Annotated in this window: 15 protein-coding genes; 7 read left to right on the plus strand and 8 right to left on the minus strand. The window is 52.7% G+C overall.

The window, feature by feature from the left end; genetic code table 11:
* Positions 1-184 precede the first annotated feature (184 nt).
* Positions 185-466, plus strand: coding sequence for a YjcB family protein (locus tag DA718_RS27355; protein ID WP_112215873.1), 282 nt, complete (start codon positions 185-187; stop codon positions 464-466).
* Between the two features lie 38 nt (positions 467-504).
* On the opposite strand, the gene DA718_RS27360 is transcribed toward DA718_RS27355, so the two are convergent.
* From DA718_RS27360 to DA718_RS27375, 4 genes are all read right to left on the minus strand, one after another.
* On the minus strand, positions 505-1362 hold the full coding sequence (locus tag DA718_RS27360; protein WP_185928538.1) for an ABC transporter permease: 858 nt from the start codon (positions 1360-1362) through the stop codon (positions 505-507).
* Positions 1362-2192: an ABC transporter permease gene (locus tag DA718_RS27365; protein WP_112215874.1), complete on the minus strand. Its 831-nt coding sequence runs from the start codon at positions 2190-2192 to the stop codon at positions 1362-1364. The genes DA718_RS27360 and DA718_RS27365 overlap by 1 nt, the downstream gene beginning before the upstream one ends.
* A gap of 72 nt (positions 2193-2264) precedes the next feature.
* A complete protein-coding gene (locus DA718_RS27370) occupies positions 2265-3404 on the minus strand; it encodes an ABC transporter substrate-binding protein (RefSeq protein ID WP_112215875.1) in 1140 nt (379 codons plus the stop codon).
* Positions 3405-3433: 29 nt separating this feature from the next.
* Positions 3434-4483, minus strand: coding sequence for an ABC transporter ATP-binding protein (locus tag DA718_RS27375; RefSeq protein ID WP_112215876.1), 1050 nt, complete (start codon positions 4481-4483; stop codon positions 3434-3436).
* Between the two features lie 310 nt (positions 4484-4793).
* On the opposite strand from DA718_RS27375, the gene DA718_RS27380 reads away from it, so the two are divergent.
* The 3 genes from DA718_RS27380 to DA718_RS27390 are packed head-to-tail and all read left to right on the plus strand — an operon-like array spanning position 4794 to position 7335.
* Positions 4794-5549 carry an MBL fold metallo-hydrolase gene (locus DA718_RS27380; protein WP_112215877.1) on the plus strand — a complete coding sequence of 252 codons (756 nt, stop codon included), beginning with the start codon at positions 4794-4796 and terminating at the stop codon, positions 5547-5549.
* Positions 5546-6577, plus strand: a complete 1032-nt coding sequence (locus DA718_RS27385; protein WP_112215878.1) for a LacI family DNA-binding transcriptional regulator — start codon at positions 5546-5548, stop codon at positions 6575-6577. The genes DA718_RS27380 and DA718_RS27385 overlap by 4 nt, the downstream gene beginning before the upstream one ends.
* Positions 6574-7335, plus strand: coding sequence for an inositol monophosphatase family protein (locus DA718_RS27390; protein ID WP_112215879.1), 762 nt, complete (start codon positions 6574-6576; stop codon positions 7333-7335). Before DA718_RS27385 ends, DA718_RS27390 begins: the two co-directional genes overlap by 4 nt.
* Before the next feature lie 6 nt (positions 7336-7341).
* Here DA718_RS27390 and iraM read toward each other — a convergent pair whose 3' ends face one another.
* Both iraM and bamA read right to left on the minus strand, forming a co-directional pair.
* Positions 7342-7716 (minus strand): anti-adapter protein IraM, encoded by a 375-nt coding sequence (gene iraM, locus DA718_RS27395; RefSeq protein WP_112215880.1) that lies wholly within the window; start codon positions 7714-7716, stop codon positions 7342-7344.
* A gap of 296 nt (positions 7717-8012) precedes the next feature.
* Positions 8013-10436: an outer membrane protein assembly factor BamA gene (bamA, locus tag DA718_RS27400; RefSeq protein WP_112215881.1), complete on the minus strand. Its 2424-nt coding sequence runs from the start codon at positions 10434-10436 to the stop codon at positions 8013-8015.
* A gap of 448 nt (positions 10437-10884) precedes the next feature.
* Between bamA and DA718_RS27405 the strand changes: the two genes are divergently transcribed.
* Complete coding sequence (locus tag DA718_RS27405) at positions 10885-11235, plus strand: helix-turn-helix transcriptional regulator (protein ID WP_112215882.1); 351 nt, start codon at positions 10885-10887, stop codon at positions 11233-11235.
* A 262-nt stretch (positions 11236-11497) separates the two neighbouring features.
* Here the strand turns inward: DA718_RS27405 and DA718_RS27410 are convergent, their stop codons facing one another.
* Positions 11498-13765, minus strand: a complete 2268-nt coding sequence (locus DA718_RS27410) for a TonB-dependent siderophore receptor (protein ID WP_112215883.1) — start codon at positions 13763-13765, stop codon at positions 11498-11500.
* A gap of 609 nt (positions 13766-14374) precedes the next feature.
* Here DA718_RS27410 and DA718_RS27420 point away from each other — a divergent pair.
* A complete protein-coding gene (locus DA718_RS27420) occupies positions 14375-15925 on the plus strand; it encodes an MltF family protein (protein WP_112215884.1) in 1551 nt (516 codons plus the stop codon).
* A gap of 102 nt (positions 15926-16027) precedes the next feature.
* Here DA718_RS27420 and ssb1 read toward each other — a convergent pair whose 3' ends face one another.
* Positions 16028-16564, minus strand: a complete 537-nt coding sequence (gene ssb1, locus DA718_RS27425) for a single-stranded DNA-binding protein SSB1 (protein WP_112215885.1) — start codon at positions 16562-16564, stop codon at positions 16028-16030.
* A gap of 250 nt (positions 16565-16814) precedes the next feature.
* Between ssb1 and uvrA the strand changes: the two genes are divergently transcribed.
* On the plus strand, positions 16815-19640 hold the full coding sequence (gene uvrA, locus DA718_RS27435; RefSeq protein ID WP_112215886.1) for an excinuclease ABC subunit UvrA: 2826 nt from the start codon (positions 16815-16817) through the stop codon (positions 19638-19640).
* Positions 19641-19849: the final 209 nt, after the last annotated feature.

Below are 19849 nucleotides of genomic sequence, written 5' to 3' on the forward strand. Positions count from 1 at the left end.
CGCAAGAAAAGTACTTTTTTTGGCTGGTGAATAAAAGAGCAATTGTGATATAGTTCACATTAGTTGATGAAACAAGAACGTTGTTTCATTACTCTCTTGTTTGCCTGTAGATAGCCAGAGCACCACGTCATCGTTAGTCTCGTCAGGTTGTCAAAGGCTCCCGCATTTCTTTGAGGAAAGGTTGATGGCTACCATTACTACCAGTGTCGTACTTTTGCGCTGGCCACTCGTGAGCGCAGTGCTGATGTTCCTGGCCAGCTCGATGAATATTCAGCTGCGTAAAAGTGATTATGCCGGTTTAGCGGTTATTTGTAGCTGTGTAGGCCTGGCCGCAGCCTGCTGGTTTGCCACCGGTCTGTTAGGTATTACGCTGATGGACGTTGCAAAGATCTGGGGCAATATCAAAGATGTCATGATTGAAGTAATGAGCCAGACCCCGCCGGAATGGCCTATGATGATGACCTGATGTAAAAAAAGCTTCCCAACGGGAAGCTTTTTTTACCGCTATTTGCCCATCTTCGACAGCATCTCCGGGCGCATAAATTTATGAATCACCAGCATAAACAGCAGCGATGGCACCAGTAAAATCAGCGCCGTAATTGACGATACCTGATAGTTGCCCGACATACTGGCGTTATACAGCAGCAGCGGCAACGTGGTGATATCCGGCGCGCCGACAAAAAAGGTGCCGGTAAATTCGTCCAGCGACTCCAGAAACACAAAAATGCTGGCGGCGATAATTCCCGGCGAAGCCTGCGGCAGTACAATATGCCAAAAAGTGTAAATCGGCCCCGCCCCCAGATTGCGTGAAGCCCTGGCCAGCAGCGGGTCGACCGCCGAAAAAGCCGCCACGCAAATCCACACCGAATACATCAACCCGTGTACGCTGTGCACCAACACAACCCCCGCGACCGTGCCGTTAAGCCCCCATTGATAGAAAAGCCGGGCGATATTCATGTACACAGTCAGATTGGGAAACGCCTGCGGGATCAGAAACAACAGCATAAACAACACCCGTAGCGGCATCCCGCGCCTTGAAAGCGCGTAGCCCGCCGGAATGGAGATCAGCAGACATACCAGCACCGATAGCAGCGCAATCAGCACGCTAGTCAGCAGCGAGCCGGACACATCGCTGTAGGGGCTGAATACCTGATACCAGTATTTCAGCCCCCATTTGCTGGGCAGCGAATGCGGGAAAAACCAGCTCTCCGCCACCGTCCAGATGAGTAAGTTCAGCAGCGGGCCAAACATCGCCAGCAGCATAAAGACCAGCAGTAACGTCTGTAACGGCAGACTGGCGCTCAACCTTCTGCGGCCTTTCGCCAGCAGCATTCCCGGTCGTGTCATGATTGCCTCTTTCATTATTCGCTCCCTTTTTGCTGCAAACTATGGCGCAGATAAAACCACGATAGTCCCCCGCAAATCAGTAACGACACCACGCCAAGCGCGTTAGCGACAGCGTAGTCGCCATAGGAATTAACGCGAAAGGCCATATCCACGGTCATCATCGTCGGCGAGCCGACGCCTATCATCAGCGGGACCGACAGCACCGACATCATGGTGACGGTGGAGAGCACCAGCGCCACGCCGATTGCTGGCAGCACCTGTGGCAAAATAATGTCGAATAAAATACGCGGTCGCGACGCGCCAAGATTGCGCGCCGCCAGAATCTGCGGTTGTTCCAGCGCCGCCATCGCTCCGCAGATAAGCAGGGTGGCAAACGCCAGCTGCTTCCAGACAAAAGTGATAATGATCCCCTTCCAGCCCAGCCAGGAAACGGTCTCCAGCGGAGTGATGAGGTCAGTTGCCACCAGCGCGTTGTTCATCAAGCCGTTTTTGGCCAGAAAGGTACGCATCATCTGCGCGGCGACGATAAAAGGGATAAACAGCGGCAGGCGATACAAAAACCCCAGCATGCGGACAATAGGCCGACAGGGTGATAGCGTAATCACTGCCGAAAGGGTAATAGAGAGAACCGCCAGCAGCGCCACGGAGGCGAGCACAATAATCAGCGTAAACAGAACGTCGCTGGAATATAGCGTATATACCTTACTGAAGTGGGCCAGCGTGAGGCGCTGCGCGTCGTCAGTAAAAGCGGCGATCAGCGAAAAGCCCAGCGGATATAAAAAGAGCACGGCGATCATCAGCGCGGCCGGAGCGACCAGCAGCAGATATTTCAGCGAAGTACGCATAACAAACCTGGCGTCAGCAACAAGAAAAACGCTCAGGGCGACGTCGCATCGCGCCTGAGCAGCAGCAGTCAATTAATTGGCGACCTGGCTTTCATAGCCTTCTTTGATGTCGTCAAAATATGGCGTAATCGGGAAGCTCTTGCCGTATTCCGCCAGCGCCTGCGGCGAAATTTCAGCAAACAGTTTTTGCCAGGTCTGGCCATCAAGCTTCGGCTTCACGTGTTCGGCGTCAATCCCTGGATACCAGTTAAATTGCTTCACGATCCCCTGCGCCTGCACTTCCGGGCTGGTCGCCAGTTCGATGAACTCACGCGCCAGCTGCGGGTTCGCCGCCTTCGCCGGGGTCACGTAGTACATCGGTTGGCCCGGCATTCCCGGCGCCAGCAGAGACAGCTTAATCGACGGCGGCAGCTTGCCCTGATCTTTCCAGCTATAGAACATATCCACCCACACCGGCCCCATCATGATTTCGCCGCGGCTCAGCATATCGAGCGTCCCGGCGTTACCCGGCGTGAAGGTGACGTTCTTATTAAACGCTTTCAGCTTCTCGTAAGCCTGCCCCCAATTTTTCTCAACGCCTTTATCGTACGGTAGAGAAGACAAGCGCTGGGCATCGGTACCGTAGGCATATATCCAGCCCACCACAAAGCTGACGCCGGACATGCCGTTTTTAATACCGTTGTAACCAAAGGCCTGCGGATTTTTTTGCGCCCAGCTCACCAGCTCATCGTAGGACGCCGGAGGCGTTTTAATGGCATCGCTATTCCAGGCAATGGCGGTCTGGCTTAAAAACATCGGCATAACGTAGCCGTCGACGTTCACCCCAAGGGCGTTTTTCGCGTTGTCGGCAGTCACCATTGAGCCAGTCTTAATCTGCTGGCGATACTTCTCCAGCAGCCCCTTTTCCACCAGCTCGCCACCGGCTTTCTGATGCACCACCGCCACATCAATATCCCAGGTTTGCGCACCGCTCTCTTTTTGCGCCGTCAGTTTTTCAATGATTTTATTCGACCCCGCGTCTCCCGGACCGGTGCCGACGACCTGAACTTTGACTCCCGGATGCGCCGCTTCAAACTTCGGCCCCAGCCAGGTTTTGACGTAATCCACCATATTTTGATCCCCCGCCGTAGCGACGTGAAGAACGGTGTCGGCCTGCGCGCCGCAGCTCAGAAATAATGCAATCACTACCGCAGCTTTCGTTTTCGTAAACATGGTCTATCCCCAGAATGAACGCGATGAAGTTAATGAGCTTGTGATGAAGGGAAAATATGCAGTGCGGGCGCCGGGACATGTAGCCTGACCGGCGTGCTGGCTGGCCAGCAATGCGCAGAATCCGCCAGCAGGACGCGATTGTGACAACGCACACTATGGCGATATAAGTTGCCGAGAAAAGCACTTTGCTCAACGATACCGTTCAGCGTTAACCCCTCCGGCGCGGCGCTATCAGATAATTCTCCGAGCGCGGCATCGGCGCTGCGAAAATAAAGAATACGGTCGTTAAAATGCTCAGCGGAATATTGCCCGGCGGCGCGTAAATACATCCCTTCAACGGCAAAGAGTTCGCTGGCGGGAATTTTATTATCTGCCCCCATAAAATCGGCAACAAAAGGCGTGGCCGGGCGCTGATAAATATCCTCTGGCGAACCTATTTGCTCAATACGACCATTATTTAATACCGCGATGCGGTCGGCCATCACCAGCGCCTCCTGCTGATCGTGAGTGACGATTAACGAGGTAAAGCCGAGTCTTTTTTGCAGCGCTTTGATTTCGTGGCGTACGTTAAGTCGCACTTTCGCATCAAGATTCGAGAGCGGTTCATCCAGCACCAGCACATCCGGTTCTATCGCCAGCGCGCGGGCCAGGGCCACCCGCTGACGCTGTCCGCCGGAGAGTTCGGTCACCTTGACGTCCGCCAGACCGTTGAGGTTGACGATGTTGAGCAGTTCCGCCACCCGGCGGTCAATATCGTCGCGCCGCCATTTACGCAGCTTCAGACCGTAACCAATATTGCGCGCTACCGTCAGATGCGGCCACAGGGCATAGCTTTGGAAGACCATGGTGATATTGCGCTGCTCCGGCGCGCTATGAGAAATATCGCGTCCGGCAATGGAAATATCTCCTGTCTGCGTCGGAATAAACCCGCAAAGCGCGTTCAAAAGCGTTGTTTTCCCGCAACCGGAAGGACCCAGCAGGGCAATCATTTCCCCTTTCTCAACGCTCAGATCGATATTATGCAAAACGACTTTATCGCCGTAGCTAATTTTTAGCCGGGAGATCTGTAAATAGCTCATATTCGATACCCAAAAATCTCTGTATCTGCATTTTCATCACCCGATGAACACGTGTTCATTTGAATATAAAAAAAATGCAACGTTGACTCGACATGATGTGAGCCTACTTTGTCGGGTATTTGTGACAATTTAATTAAGAGTTTGGCCATTAGGCTATTTTATTTGGCCGTTTGGGTTAGGGCAGTGCTCAGAATCCTCACGTACTACAAGTACGCTCCGGTTCTTCCGCGCTGTCCTAATCCAAACGTCCTGCAACAATTACGCCTACTGGCAACAAACTCTAACAGACCTAAAATTTCGGCGAGGGAAAATGAAAATAGATGTTCTTGGCTGCGGTAGCGCTTTCTCCAGCGAACAAAATACCTCTGCACTACGGGTTATCGACGCCCAAAACCGACAGTGGCTGATTGATTGCGGCCCCACAATCCCCCGGGCGCTGTGGCGGCGCGGCGGCGATATCAACGAGATTGACGTTATCTATTTCACCCACGTTCACCCGGACCACTGTACCGGCCTGACGGCGCTGCTCAACTACTGGAAGAGCTTCTCGCGCCAGAAGCCGCTGATTATCTACAGCCAGCCGCAGCAGCGCCCGGTCCTGATGCAGTTGGCAGCGCTGGCAAATTGGCCGCAAACAACGTTGTGTTTTGCCATCGACTGGCGTGACAGCACAGAGGCCTGGACGTGGCATAACTGGCATATTCAGACCGCACAAACGCAACATGAGCTGACCAACCGCGCCATTCGTATCACCTTCGGCGGGCAAACCCTGTTCTACAGCGGCGATGGTCGCCCGACGCCGGATTCCATTGCGCTGATGGCAGGGGCCGATTTGGTATTTCAGGAGTGCGCCTCGCTGACCGCGCTAGCCGATGACGCCTCGCACGGCGATTTCCCTTCATGCCTCGCGCTATTCCAGCAGCTCAATTTGCGTACGATGGGGCTCTATCACTGCTACGACGCGATATTGCCCGCGCTGAAATCCGCCTGTCTGCCGTGGGAAGGTTTGTTCGTTAGCCACGACGGCCTGCAGTATGAGCTCCATCATTCGGAACGCCCGATATGACTTCATCACCGCGTAAACAGAGTATTACCGCGCAGGATGTCGCCCAGCGTGCGGGGGTCTCACGGGCCGTAGTATCCCGCGCCCTGAGCAATAATGGCAGCATCTCTCCCGATACCAGAGAACGCGTACTGCGCGCAGCCGAAGAGTTGGGATACCAGGTCAATTTCCTCGCCCAGGGGTTAAACCGACGGCGCAGCCATCTGATCGGCGTGATCGTTTCGCGCATCAGCGATCCGTTTCGCAGCAGCCTGCTTGACGCGCTGCTCAGCGAGATCCAGCGCCGCGGTTTTCAGGCGCTGGTGAGTGAAATCCGTAGCGAACAGGATCTGGCGCAAACCCTGCGGCGCTTCGCCCAATTTCGCGTTTCCGGCGTTATCGTCACCTCCGGGCAGCCGCCGGAATCGCTGGTTAACGAGTGCGTTCAGCAGCAAATTCCGGTGGTAGGCATCAATCGCCAGCCCAATATCCCCTGCGTCGATTATGTTTGCTCGGATAATGTCGCCGGAGCGACCCTTGCCGCCGAGCAGTTGGTTCGCGCTGGTTGTTATCGATTCGGTTGGCTCAACCATCATCACTCAACCTGGGCGGGGCAAACGCGCGGCGCGGCGTTTTCTCAAGCACTCCTGGCGCTCGGCGTGGATACTCAACGTGACCTGCACGCCCTTTTCGCACCGGTTGAGGGCTACGAAGGCGGTTTCCAGGCCGCCGCCAACGCCGACGACAGGCTACAGGGTATTTTCTGCGCCAATGCCCAACTGGCCTGCGGTTTCCTTGACGGCATGCGCCTACGCGGCAAGCAGGCTCCCGACGATTTTCAGATCATTGGCTTTGACAATACGCCGCAAACGGCGCAATACAGTTATCAGCTCAGCACCTTGCACCAGGACGTCGCGGAGATTTCCCGCCAGGCCTTAGCGCGCCTGCTGGAGCGGGCCAGCGACCCTTTACAACCTTCGCGCACCACGTGGGTGGGGGTGCAGTTAATTCATCGGCGCACGTCGCCATCAACCGATAAGAGCAGGCTATGACGGAAGAACAGCAGCAGTCATTATGCGAATTGATTCGCCAGTTGGGTGCGCAGGCACAAGCGCTGCGCGATACGGGGCTACAGATAGATAAAAAAGCGCGTCAGGATTTTGTCTCGCAGGCCGATCTGTTCGTGGAAAAAGAGATCAAGAACTGGCTGAAGATCCACTGCCCGCAGGATGGTTTTCTCGGCGAAGAGAGCGGCCTGGAAAGCGGTGGGCAAGGAACCTGGGTGCTCGACCCTATCGACGGAACCACTAACTACATTCAGGGGATGGACTACTGGTGTATTTCTCTGGCTTACGTTCTGCACAATACGCTTGAGCTGGGGATTATTTACGCCCCTGACCGAAATGAATTTTTCTTTGCCCGCCGTGGTAAAGGTGCCTTTCTTAACGATCAGCGCCTGACGTTACGCGAACCGGATCCGGAAACGGTGGTGATTGGGATGGGGCGTTCCAGCCGCGCGCCCGCGGAAAACTATACCCACGCTATCGCTCGTGTCCTCAACGCGGGAATGGAGTATCGACGCTTTGGCGCCGGGGCGTTAATGCTGGCCCACGTTGCCACCGGCCAGGTACACGCCTATTACGAAGAGCATATGAATAGCTGGGATGCCCTGGCGGGAATGCTGCTGATCGTCGAAGCGGGCGGTGCCAGCAATGACTTTTTAGCCAACGATGGCTTACTGCGCGGTAACCTGGTGCTGGCCGGATGCGTCGATGTACAGGCCCGGCTTTCCGCTCTGCTGCCCGCATAGCCTGCATTACGCACAGCGCTGTCCTGACGACTGCCATATTGCCCCACGAGGAAAGTCGTTCGGGCAGCGCTTTATCGCACAGTGTTCCTGGTAAGAACAGGCTTCTGCCGTCGTGGCGGTGGAATGGTACGGACAGGATGGCCGCTCCCGCAGCTTTTCCCATTGTCCCTCATCGTATCGCGTAATGTTATAAACCTTTACCGCATGATATTGCTCGTTAATTAAAACGCTGGAGGAGTAGAGTTTCATCGACTCTCCCGGCAGTAATAAAATATCGGCTTCATACCAAAGAATAAACTTTAAAAAACGCAGGCTGGAGATTGAGGAAAAAGCCACGCCGGAATGCGGGCAGACAAGAGTATTATGAATAGTCCATTTCATTTTCTATCCTTGCTTCTATCCATGCATGTATTGCTGATAAATGACTCTCTATTGATAGCATCCATTATAGCCAACCGCAAGGTCGTCGATTAATAATGTGACATTAGACAATACTCAACATAAATTATACTCACTAAGACGTACAATGAATATTGAGCTCTAATAATTAATAGTTAACTATAATACCACAAAGCCGCACAGGCAAAGAATATACATAAATAACAATATATTGACAATAAATTACAGGCTACCAACAACGATAGCCTGTAATATTCTCTGGATAATAACCTGAGGCATTACCAGGTTTTGCCGATATTAAACTGAAACTGCTCGGCTTTATCGCCATCGTATTTTTTAAACGGCTCGGCCCATGAGAAGACCAGCGGGCCTAACGGCGACATCCATTGCACCGCAATCCCGGCGGACATACGAATATGCGACGGATCGCCATAGTCCGGGATCCCCGCCGCCAGCGTCTGGCCGGTATTTTGCCATGAGGTGCTCCATACTGTACCGGCATCAAGGAATAGCGACGTCCGCAGGCTGTCAGCGTATTTGTCATTCACAAACGGTGTCGGCACAATAAACTCGCTGTTTAGCACCGCCATCGCGTTACCGCCAACCGCATCGGACGAGGAGTCCAGCGGGCAGGTGCTGTAGCTACTTTCAGAACCATTACAACGATAATAAGCCGCTTTTGGGCCAATCGTATTCGACGAAAATCCACGAACCGACGATGAGCCACCGGCGTAGAAATTATCGTAAAATGGTACCGATTTGCCGTTCAACCCATCGGCATATCCCGCGCGCAGGTGCTCCATCCACACCCAGCTTTTGTTCTCGTTTAGCGGCAAATATTGGGTGGTATCAAAAGTAACTTTATAATAGCTGTTATCTGAACCGGGCACCGTGACCTTCGCGGTCAGGCTGCTTTTATTCCCCGCGCGTGGGAAGAAGCCGCGATCAAGATCGTTATAGCTCCAGCCGATGCTGGCAAAATAGTCGTTAGCGCTATAGGTCGCGCCACTATCACCATCCTTGGTGACAACGTTCGGGTAGATACCCCGCGAGTTAAGGTAGTTCCATGTCGTCAGCTCAGGATCCATATTCGTCAGATGGTTATGGACATAATCCAGGCCCAGATTGAGGGAGTTATTCTCACTAATCGGGAATCCTAGCGTACTGCCAACGCCGTAGCTCTGCTGGTTGTAGCTGCCGGTATCGGCATCGGAGGCGTCGTAGCTATTATAGAAGATTTTCCCGCCAAGGCTGACGCCATCCACGGTGAAGTAAGGGTTCGTTGCCCCCAGTTCAAGATAGGACTGGTAACTATTGCGCGTACCGTTGAAGCTAACGCTATTGCCGGTGCCCAGCCAGTTATCCTGGGTGACGCCAAGCTGGTAGCTGACGCCGCTGTCCGTACCGAAGCCCAGACCAACGTTGAAAGAGCCGGTATTGCGTTCCTTCACCTTATAGACCACGTCCACCTGATCCTGGCTACCGCTTACCGGGATGATTTGCTTATCGACAGTTTCAAAAAAACCGGTGCGATCCAGCCGCGTTTTTCCCTGTTCGACTTTTTCATCATTCAGCCACGCGCCTTCCATTTGACGCATTTCGCGGCGCAGCACCCTATCGCGGGACGTATCATTGCCTTCAAAACGGATCTGACGTACCGAGTAACGGCGCCCGGCATTAACGTTGATATGCAAAACCACGCTTTTTTTCGCATCATCAATATCCGGCGCGGTGTTAACCTGCGGCCAGGCATAGCCATATTTTCCCAACAGCGTCTTAATACTGTTTTCTACCGCCGTAATTTCCGCGCCGCTATACCATTTATCCGTTAACGGCTTTACCAGTGCCTCAACTTCCTGGTTATGCTGTGCCATATCACCGGTCAGCATCGTGCTGGCGACTTTATAACGTTCGCCTTCGGCAACATTAATAGTGATATACAGTGACTTCTTATCTGGTGTAATACTGACCTGGCTAGAGTTAATCGCAAACCGCGCATAGCCGCGATCGAGATAATAGCTGCGAATAGTTTCAAGATCCGCCGCCATCTTTTGCTTTTGATATTTTTTATCGCCAATGACGTTCCACCACGGAACGCTATCGCGCAACTGTAGCTGGTCCAGCAATGTTTCTTCACTAAAAGCCTGGTTGCCAATGATATTAATTTGCGCGATTTTTGCCGAGACACCTTCCTGAAAAACAAAGGTTAAATCAACGCGATTACGCGGCAGCGGTGTGACAACAGCATGAACCTGGGCGCTGTATTTCCCGACGCTGTAATAGAAATCCTGTAATCCTTTTTCGATTTCCGTAAGCGTGTTGCGATCCAGCGCGCTGCCTTCTTCGATACCAGTGGCGGCCAGGTTCTCTTTCAGGGCATCATCCTTTACGGACTTATTGCCAGAAAAGCTGATTTTGGCGATGGTTGGTCGCTCTTTCACCTGCACCACCAGCGTGCTGCCATCCCGCAGAATCTGCACATTTTCAAAATTACCGCTGGCGTACAAGGCACGAACCGAGTCGCTGATATCCTCACTGGAGACCTCTTCCCCCGTATGAACGGGCATGCTTAACAACGCAGCGCCGACGGTAACGCGCTGCAACCCCTCAAAACGAATATCATCAACGGTATATGAGGTTGATGCATAAAGCGTTAAAGGAGAAATCAATAGCCCGGCGATGATACTCGTTTTTTTTAGCATGGAGGTGTCGTCTAAAAGATATTTGGCAATAGCAGATATCTGCTGGGAATAACAGTGTTCTTTCCGGCGGACAGAATATGACGCAACCTGAAATAACCTGAACGAGGCGCAGAATTGCACGCAATTATGACGAGAAAATGGAGAAAAAATGGATGTTAGACAATGTTGAAAAAATTGTTTTTGGGTTGAACTTTCTTCCTGGCCGTTAGTCATATAAGCGTTTACTGACACTAGCAAAACCATTTAATCATTTTGTTTTTTTAATTAAAAAAAACAAAAAGCCCCCTTTCTCATTGGTTGAAAGGGGGAAAAGATCTTGTTAGGAATGATGCTCTCTGGGATAGACCAGGAACAGGGAGAAATTAACGTATAATTCCGTAGATAAAATGAAGAGATATTGAATAAATTATGCAGCCACGATTCCATAGCGATGCAATGGGTAGATATCATGCCGCGAAATGAAATTCAGCGTTCGGTGCTTAACGAGCTGGTGAAATGGATAAAAAACAACCTTGAGAAAAAGCTCACGATGAATGCGCTGAGCCTGTTTTCTGGTTACTCGGAGTGGCATCTGTTTCGCCTTTTCCGCCACTATTTTAACATGTCACCAATGGAGTATATTCGCCAGCAGCGGATGCACTTATCCCTTGATTTATTAAAGGTTAAACCTGCTTTTCGCATCGTCGACATTTGTATTATGGCCGGCTACGAAGATATTAGCGCTTTTAACCGTACTTTCAAAAGATATTATACCGTTACTCCAAGCCAATATCGTAAAAATCTGAATACGCACCAATAAGGGATTCCCCCTCCTCCGCATTGCTGCGGTTGGGAATTGGGAGGGGGAAGAGGGACGACTTTAGAATGGAAATGGCAGGATGCCACTGTTAATCGTTTCCGGGATCAAGCAGACCCGATCAACAGAGACAAGTGTAAGCTGCTAAGTTGAATTAATTGTGTAGAGGCCGTGGAGATTTTGTCATCATTTATATCAGCGACACATCTTTCAAAAATAAAAAAGCCGGAATAATTAAATATCCCGGCTGGTGATTAAAGGATAATTAGAAGTGCGTATTCACGCTGACATAAAACGTCCGTCCTGACTCGTTATAGGTCTCCGCGCCTGCACCATACAGATAAGCACCGGTCGTCGAGTTCCCCGTCGTCTGCGCATTCCCGGCGCGATAGTGGCGAATATCAAACAGATTATCCACTCCGCTGGTCAGGCTCAGGTTTTTGTTCACATCCCAGGTCGCACTAAGGCCGACAATGCTGTACGGACTGACTTCGTTCAGCTCGCTGCCGGACACCGCTTCCCCCTTATAGTTGAAGCGCTTTGGTTTCTGGCGACCATACCAGGTGAAGGTGCTCTGCAATGAGAGATCGTCGCGTACCTGCCAGCTTAGGGTTGAGTTAAGCGTAAACTGCGGGATCACCGACAGACGATCGCCGGTGGTTTTGTTCTTACTCTGCAACATCCACGTCAGGTTGTTGCTCCAGTTGACCGTTTCACTCACTGGCAGGTTTAACGAGCCCTCCAGCCCTTCGACCAGCGCCTTCGGTACGTTTTCCCACTGATAAATATTGGTGGTGCCGTTGCTGGCGGTGCTGACCGCCGAGTAGCCGGACTCTATCTTGTTGTGGTAGTCGTTACGGAAGTAAGTCAGCCCAGCCTGATAGCCGTCATGCTTGTACTCCAGGCCAATCTCTTTATTGACGCTGGTTTCTGCCTTCAGGTCGCTATTGCCCATCAAATAACAGGCGGAGCTGCTGGCATAGCAACCCTGTCCGTTGCTGTACAGAATATAGTTCGGATTGAGCTGATAGAGGTTCGGCGCTTTATAGGCGCGAGCAATCCCCAGCTTCAAAGTCCAGTCATCCGACAGCCCCTGCGAGAGGTTCAGCGACGGACTCCAGTTATTGCCGACGATGCTGTGGTGGTCAAAACGCAGAGCGGGCGTCAGCATGGTGCTATCGGTCAGTGCAATATTGTCTTCGGTAAACAGCGAGAAAATCTCAGCGCTGGAATACGGACTACGGCCGGTTGCCGAGATGCCGTCAATAGAGCCATAAGAGAGAGACTGGGTCGTCGATACGCCATCTTTCATCCGCTGCTGGTTCCACTCGGTCCCCAGCGTCAGGTTTTGCTCAAACCCGAAGGTAAACGGAATATTCACCTCGCTGTGCAATAGCACATCCGCCAGGTCGATATCGGAGAATTCGCTCCCCGAGAAGATCCCTTCCGTTCCGCCCGCCAGCCCCTCGTTCATGCGCGAGTTACGGGTGTGCTCATACTGAGCATAAGTATTGCTGGTCACGCCATTATCCCAGCCGCCGGTCCACGTCACCCCGTAAGTCTGGCGATAGAGGCGGTTAGTCTCTTTGCCGTACATACTTTTCACCAGCGTGCTGGTGTTGGTATTTTGCGTGTCGCCAGCGTACAGATTACCCTGACGGCTGTAGCCGGTTTCGAACTCCAGCGCCTGCATCGGCGCAAACTCCCAGCGCAGTTTGCCGTGGATATCTTTGTTCTCTACGCCTTCACGTCCCGCTGGATAAGAGCCCGCATAGGTACCGGTTCGTGCCGCTTCGTGGCCGGAGTTAATATCCTGGGCGTCGGCCTGCGTTTTGCTCAGGTTGCCCCATAGATTAAAGCTAACCTCATCCGACAGCGGGCCGTTAAGACTAAAGTTAGTGCGCTTCGTCGATCCCTCTTTACGGTGCTGAGGAGCGTTCATATAGGTATTCCAGGAACCATGCCATTCGCTGGTCGCCGGTTTAGTGACAATATTAACCACCCCGCCCATTGCGCCATTACCGTAGCGGGCCGCCGCAGGGCCGCGAATGACATCGATATGGTCGATCATTTCTGCCGGAACCCAACTGGTATCACCGCGCGTATCACGGTCTCCGCGCCAACCATAGCGCACGGAGTTACGGCTGGTCACCGGTTTACCGTCTACCAGAATCAGCGTGTTCTCCGGTCCCATACCGCGAATATCGACCTGGCGGTTATTACCGCGCTGGCCGCTGGTGGAGTTGCCGGTAAGGTTGACGCCCGGTTGGGTTCGAATCAGTTCTGAAACGTCGCGAGCCGGTGGATGCTTGCGGATTTCATCGGCGGTAATAGTGGATACGCCGGGGGCTTGCAGGTTCTGCGTTGCCGCGGTCACGACCATCGTTTCATCGTGATTTTCTGCGGCAATCGCCGTATCGGATTTCTTTGTTTCGTCTGAAGTGTTGCCCTCGGCGGCCAGCGCTGGCAGCGCCACCCCCAGGATAGCCATGTGGATCAGCACAGCCAGCGAGTAGTGCGAAGTGTGTTTCATGGAATATGCCCTGTTTTCTTTTATTGCTGTCGGGGCACGCCTTCTTCATCAGTCAGATAAACAACGGCAGTGACTTCCATGCATAGGGCAACGTCTCTGGTTTTGGCGTAAGCAGAGCCCTCCCGATGCAATACCGGGATATCGATTCAAAATTTACGCCAAAAATAGAAAATTTTGCCCTGGCAACACGAAGAAATAAACGCGCCACGCTATTCTTTGATAGTGTTTGCCGATCAGCACGCAATAGGATTATTGTGCCGAACCACGTTATTAGAAATGAGATTTATTATCAAGTTGATAGTTATTCATCATGCAAATAAATTAAAATACAACAGCAAAAACAGATAGATGAAAATTTTTAAATCTATTTAATACCATGACCAAATTAAACAAATGAATTGTATCTACATTAAAAAAACACAATTCATCCATATTATTTCCACAATTATTTAAGTAAGTTCTGTTTTATTATTGCAATATAAATACTGATCTTGTTAATTAATAAAATAATTAACATCCAGATTTGTAGTCCCTCATACATGCTTGCCATGCATGCTAACTACACAGGATTGACTAGAATAAAACAATCCCCCTGCGGAGCACCGCGCCATGAACACCCTGTCGTCATATCGATACCTTATCGGCTGGCTGACCTGCCTTGCCGCCCTGCTATTTTTCAGTTCGGTTAACGCGGCCTCAGAAAATAAACGCGCTGAGCCAGATGAACGCGAGGCCCTTGAACTTAACGTCGAGGATATGTTGCAACCATGGCAGGGCGATTTGCCGGGTATGCTCGACCGACGAACAATCCGGGTTTTAACCACCTACAGCAAAACCTTTTTCTTTATCAACAAAGGCACCCAGCGCGGCGCCACGCACGATATCTTTATGGAGTTTGAACGCAGCCTGAATCAAAAATTAGCGAAAGAGAAGAAGCTTAAGCATCGCCATCTCAAAGTGCGGATCATTTTTGTTCCCGTTGCCCGCGACCAGCTCATCAGCGCGCTTAACGCCGGTAAAGGGGATGTTATTGCCGCTAACCTGACCATCACACCGGAACGTCAACAGCAAATGACGTTTACCGCGCCTATCTATTCCCACGTTCAGGAACTGCTGCTTTCTGGCCCTGGCTCTCCTAAAGTGGAAAATCTGCAACAACTCTCCGGCAAAACGGTATTTGTGCGTACATCGTCGAGCTATTACGCAAGTCTGGTTGCGCTCAATGCGCACTTTGCGCAAGAGTCCCTGCCGCCCGTGATGATTAAACCAGCCCCCGAAGCGCTGGAGGATGAAGATTTAATAGAGATGCTCAGCGCCGGACTTATCCCGCTGACCGTGGTCGATCGCCATAAGGCGATGTTCTGGAAACAGGTTTTTCCAAAAATTCAGGTTCACCAGGACATCATTCTGCGCAACGAGGGCAATATTGGCTGGGCGGTACGCAGCAACAGCCCTCAGCTCCTCGCGTTACTTAATCATTTCATCAAAGAAAACAGCCAGGGCAGCAAGCTGGGTAATACGATCCTGCTGCGCTATCTGAAAGATGCTAAATACGTTAAAAACGCGGCGGCGCAGAAAGAGCGACGTAAGTTTCTCACGATGGTGGAAATTTTCCGTAAATACGGCGATCGCTATGACGTCGACTGGCTGCTGATGGCGGCGCAGGGGTATCAGGAGTCGCGGCTTAATCAGTCGGTGCGGAGCCACGTTGGCGCAATTGGCGTCATGCAGGTGATGCCGAATACCGGTAGGGAGCTGAAGGTCGGCGATATTAAGCAGCTCGATCCCAATATCCATGCCGGGGTGAAATATATGCGCTGGATGATAGACCACTATTATGGGGATGAACCGATGACTCAGCTTGATAAGGCGCTGTTCTCATTTGCTTCTTATAACGCCGGTCCCGCGCGCATCGCCCGACTGCGTACCGAGACCAAAAAGCGCGGCTTTGACCCCAACGTTTGGTTTGGCAACGTCGAGTATCTGGCCGCCGAAAAGATTGGTTCCGAGACCGTGACCTATGTGAGCAATATTTATAAGTACTACATCGCTTACCGGTTGATCGTCGATGAAATGGCGCGTAAGCAGCAGGCGACAACGGAATCAAAAAATCAGACTGCTCCGGCAACAAACGCGCAGACCGCGCCGGCCACACCGTAGAAACCCGGCTGACAATTTACTTTTCAAAATAGAAAAAGCCCCAAATGGGGCTTTTTCAGAGATGACTTCACAACGTCTGACTTACAAAGCAAAACGGCGCACTTAGAACGGGATATCGTCGTCAAAGTCCATCGGCGGTTCATTGGAAGGTGCTGCCGGAGACTGCTGCTGCGGACGAGACTGCGCGCCGCCGCTGAACTGGTTGCCCCCCTGCGGCTGCTGAGGTTGACCCCAACCGCCCTGCTGCTGACCGCCTGCGTTGCCACCTGCCGGAGCGCCTGCGCCCTGCTGACGGCCGCCGAGCATTTGCATCGTGCCGCCAACGTTAACCACGATCTCGGTGGTGTATTTTTCCTGACCGGATTGATCGGTCCATTTACGGGTACGCAGCTGGCCTTCGATATAGACCTGGGAACCCTTACGCAGGTATTCTCCAGCCACTTCTGCCAACTTACCGAACAGCACCACGCGGTGCCATTCAGTCTGCTCTTTCATCTCACCGGTCGCTTTGTCACGCCAGGATTCGGAAGTAGCCAGCGTAATGTTGGCAACTGCGCCACCACTAGGCATATAGCGTACTTCCGGGTCCTGGCCCAGGTTACCGACGAGAATCACCTTGTTTACGCCTCTGCTGGCCATGTTTGTCTCTCCTGAATGCGTTTATTAATAAATAGTGTAAACGCGCGAGTGTACCATTTCCAGGTGGTATTTTGATAGCTGCGAAGAAGCTTCCAGATATCACGCGCGACCTGACATTTTTACACAGCCCATCGGAAAATGCATTCCAATACTGTATATTCAAACAGGTTAAATTGTGTCATAATTAGCCGTTTCTGCCGTTTGTCCTTCAAGCAAATCAGGCAATCCGCGTATCTACCGGGAAAGGTGAATGGATAAGATCGAAGTTCGGGGCGCCCGCACCCACAATCTCAAAAATATCAACCTCGTCATCCCACGCGACAAACTCATTGTCGTCACCGGGCTTTCGGGTTCAGGCAAATCCTCACTGGCTTTCGACACCTTGTATGCCGAAGGACAGCGTCGTTACGTTGAGTCGCTCTCCGCCTATGCACGGCAGTTCCTGTCGCTGATGGAGAAACCTGATGTTGACCACATCGAAGGGCTGTCGCCAGCGATTTCCATTGAACAGAAATCAACGTCCCATAACCCCCGCTCAACGGTAGGTACGATTACCGAAATTCACGACTACCTGCGTCTGCTGTACGCTCGCGTCGGTGAACCTCGTTGCCCGGATCACGACGTCCCGCTGGCGGCGCAAACCGTCAGCCAGATGGTCGATAACGTGCTCTCGCAGCCGGAAGGTCAGCGTCTGATGCTGCTGGCGCCGATCATTAAAGAGCGCAAAGGTGAGCATAACAAAACGCTGGAGAACCTCGCCGGGCAAGGATACATCCGCGCAAGGATCGACGGCGAAGTCTGCGATCTCTCCGATCCGCCGAAGCTTGAACTGCAAAAGAAACACACCATCGAAGTGGTAATCGACCGCTTCAAGGTGCGCGAAGATCTCAGCACGCGTCTGGCCGAGTCCTTTGAAACCGCGCTGGAGCTTTCCGGCGGGAGCGCCATCGTCGCCAATATGGACGATCCCAAAGCGGAAGAGCTGCTATTTTCCGCTAACTTCGCCTGCCCGATTTGCGGCTACAGCATGCGCGAGCTCGAACCGCGCCTGTTCTCCTTCAACAATCCGGCAGGCGCTTGTCCAACCTGCGACGGCCTGGGCGTACAGCAATATTTCGACCCTGAGCGCGTCATTCAGAACCCGGAGCTATCGCTGGCGGGTGGCGCGATTCGTGGTTGGGATCGGCGCAATTTTTACTATTTCCAGATGCTGAAATCGCTGGCGGAACATTATGAATTCGATGTTGAAGCACCGTGGGGCACGCTGAACGCCAATGTGCAGAAAGTCGTTCTATACGGCTCAGGCAAAGAGAATATTGAATTCAAATACATGAACGATCGCGGCGACACTTCCGTTCGCCGTCATCCGTTCGAAGGCGTTTTACATAATATGGAGCGCCGCTATAAAGAGACCGAATCCAGCGCCGTGCGCGAAGAGCTGGCGAAATTCATCAGCAACCGCTCTTGCACCAGCTGCGGCGGCACGCGTCTGCGTCGCGAAGCACGACACGTATTCGTGGAAAATACGCCGCTGCCGACCATCTCGGATATGAGCATCGGCCACGCGATGGACTTCTTCAACAATCTGAAGCTATCCGGTCAGCGCGCGCAAATCGCCGAGAAAGTGCTGAAAGAGATTGGCGATCGTCTTAAATTCCTCGTTAACGTCGGCCTGAATTACCTGACGCTTTCCCGTTCGGCGGAAACTCTCTCCGGCGGTGAGGCTCAGCGTATCCGCCTCGCCAGCCAGATCGGCGCAGGTTTGGTCGGCGTGATGTACGTGCTGGATGAGCCCTCTATCGGCCTACACCAGCGCGATAATGAGCGTCTGCTCGGCACCCTGATCCACCTGCGTAATCTCGGCAACACCGTTATCGTTGTCGAGCACGATGAAGACGCCATTCGCGCCGCTGACCACGTTATCGATATCGGCCCAGGTGCTGGCGTACATGGCGGTCAGGTCGTGGCCGAAGGTAAGCTGGAAGATATTATGGCGGTGCCGGAATCGCTGACCGGCCAGTTTATGAGCGGTAAACGCAAAATTGAGGTGCCGACACAGCGCGTGCCCGCCAATCCGGAAAAAGTGCTGAAGCTGACCGGCGCGCGTGGCAACAACCTGAAAGACGTGACGCTGACGCTGCCGGTGGGCCTGTTTACCTGCATTACCGGTGTATCCGGCTCGGGTAAATCAACGCTGATTAACGATACGCTGTTCCCGATCGCACAGCGCCAGCTTAACGGTGCAACCATCGCGGAACCCGCACCGTACCGCGACGTTCAGGGGCTGGAGCACTTCGATAAAGTCATCGACATCGACCAGAGCCCCATTGGCCGGACACCGCGTTCCAACCCGGCAACCTACACTGGCGTCTTTACGCCGGTCCGTGAACTGTTTGCTGGCGTCCCTGAATCACGTTCACGTGGCTATACGCCGGGCCGCTTCAGCTTTAACGTACGCGGCGGGCGCTGTGAAGCCTGCCAGGGCGATGGCGTGATCAAAGTCGAAATGCACTTCTTGCCGGATATCTACGTGCCGTGCGACCAGTGCAAAGGCAAGCGCTATAACCGCGAAACGCTGGAGATTAAGTACAAAGGCAAAACGATTCATGAAGTGCTGGATATGACTATTGAAGAAGCGCGTGAGTTCTTTGATGCGGTTCCGGCGCTGGCGCGTAAGCTCCAGACCCTGATGGATGTCGGTTTGACCTATATTCGCCTTGGTCAGTCAGCGACCACGCTCTCCGGCGGTGAGGCCCAGCGCGTCAAGCTGGCCCGTGAGCTGTCCAAACGCGGTACCGGGCAGACGCTGTATATCCTTGATGAACCGACTACCGGTCTGCACTTTGCCGATATCCAGCAGCTGCTGGAAGTTCTGCATCAGCTGCGTGACCAGGGCAATACCATTGTGGTGATCGAACACAATCTGGACGTTATCAAAACGGCTGACTGGATTGTCGACCTCGGTCCAGAAGGCGGTAGCGGCGGCGGTGAAATCCTCGTTTCCGGAACGCCTGAAACCGTCGCCGAGTGTGAAGCTTCATATACTGCACACTTCCTCAAACCAATGCTGAAGTAAGTTCATCTGCCTCTTCTCGTCACGGGAAGAGGCATCATTTCATCACCGATGCCGCGGTAACGCCTGTTGATCGGCCGCTGCTCAGGCAAGAGGATAGCCAGATTCGTCAGCTATTCAGCCTGGCGTTAAACAATAGCGATACGCTACGGCAGGATAATCTGCTCGTACTGGAGCAAAACTACCAGCGGCTATACGCGCAAGTATCCAGC

The sequence above is a fragment of the Klebsiella huaxiensis genome, from assembly GCF_003261575.2.
Classification (GTDB): domain Bacteria; phylum Pseudomonadota; class Gammaproteobacteria; order Enterobacterales; family Enterobacteriaceae; genus Klebsiella; species Klebsiella huaxiensis.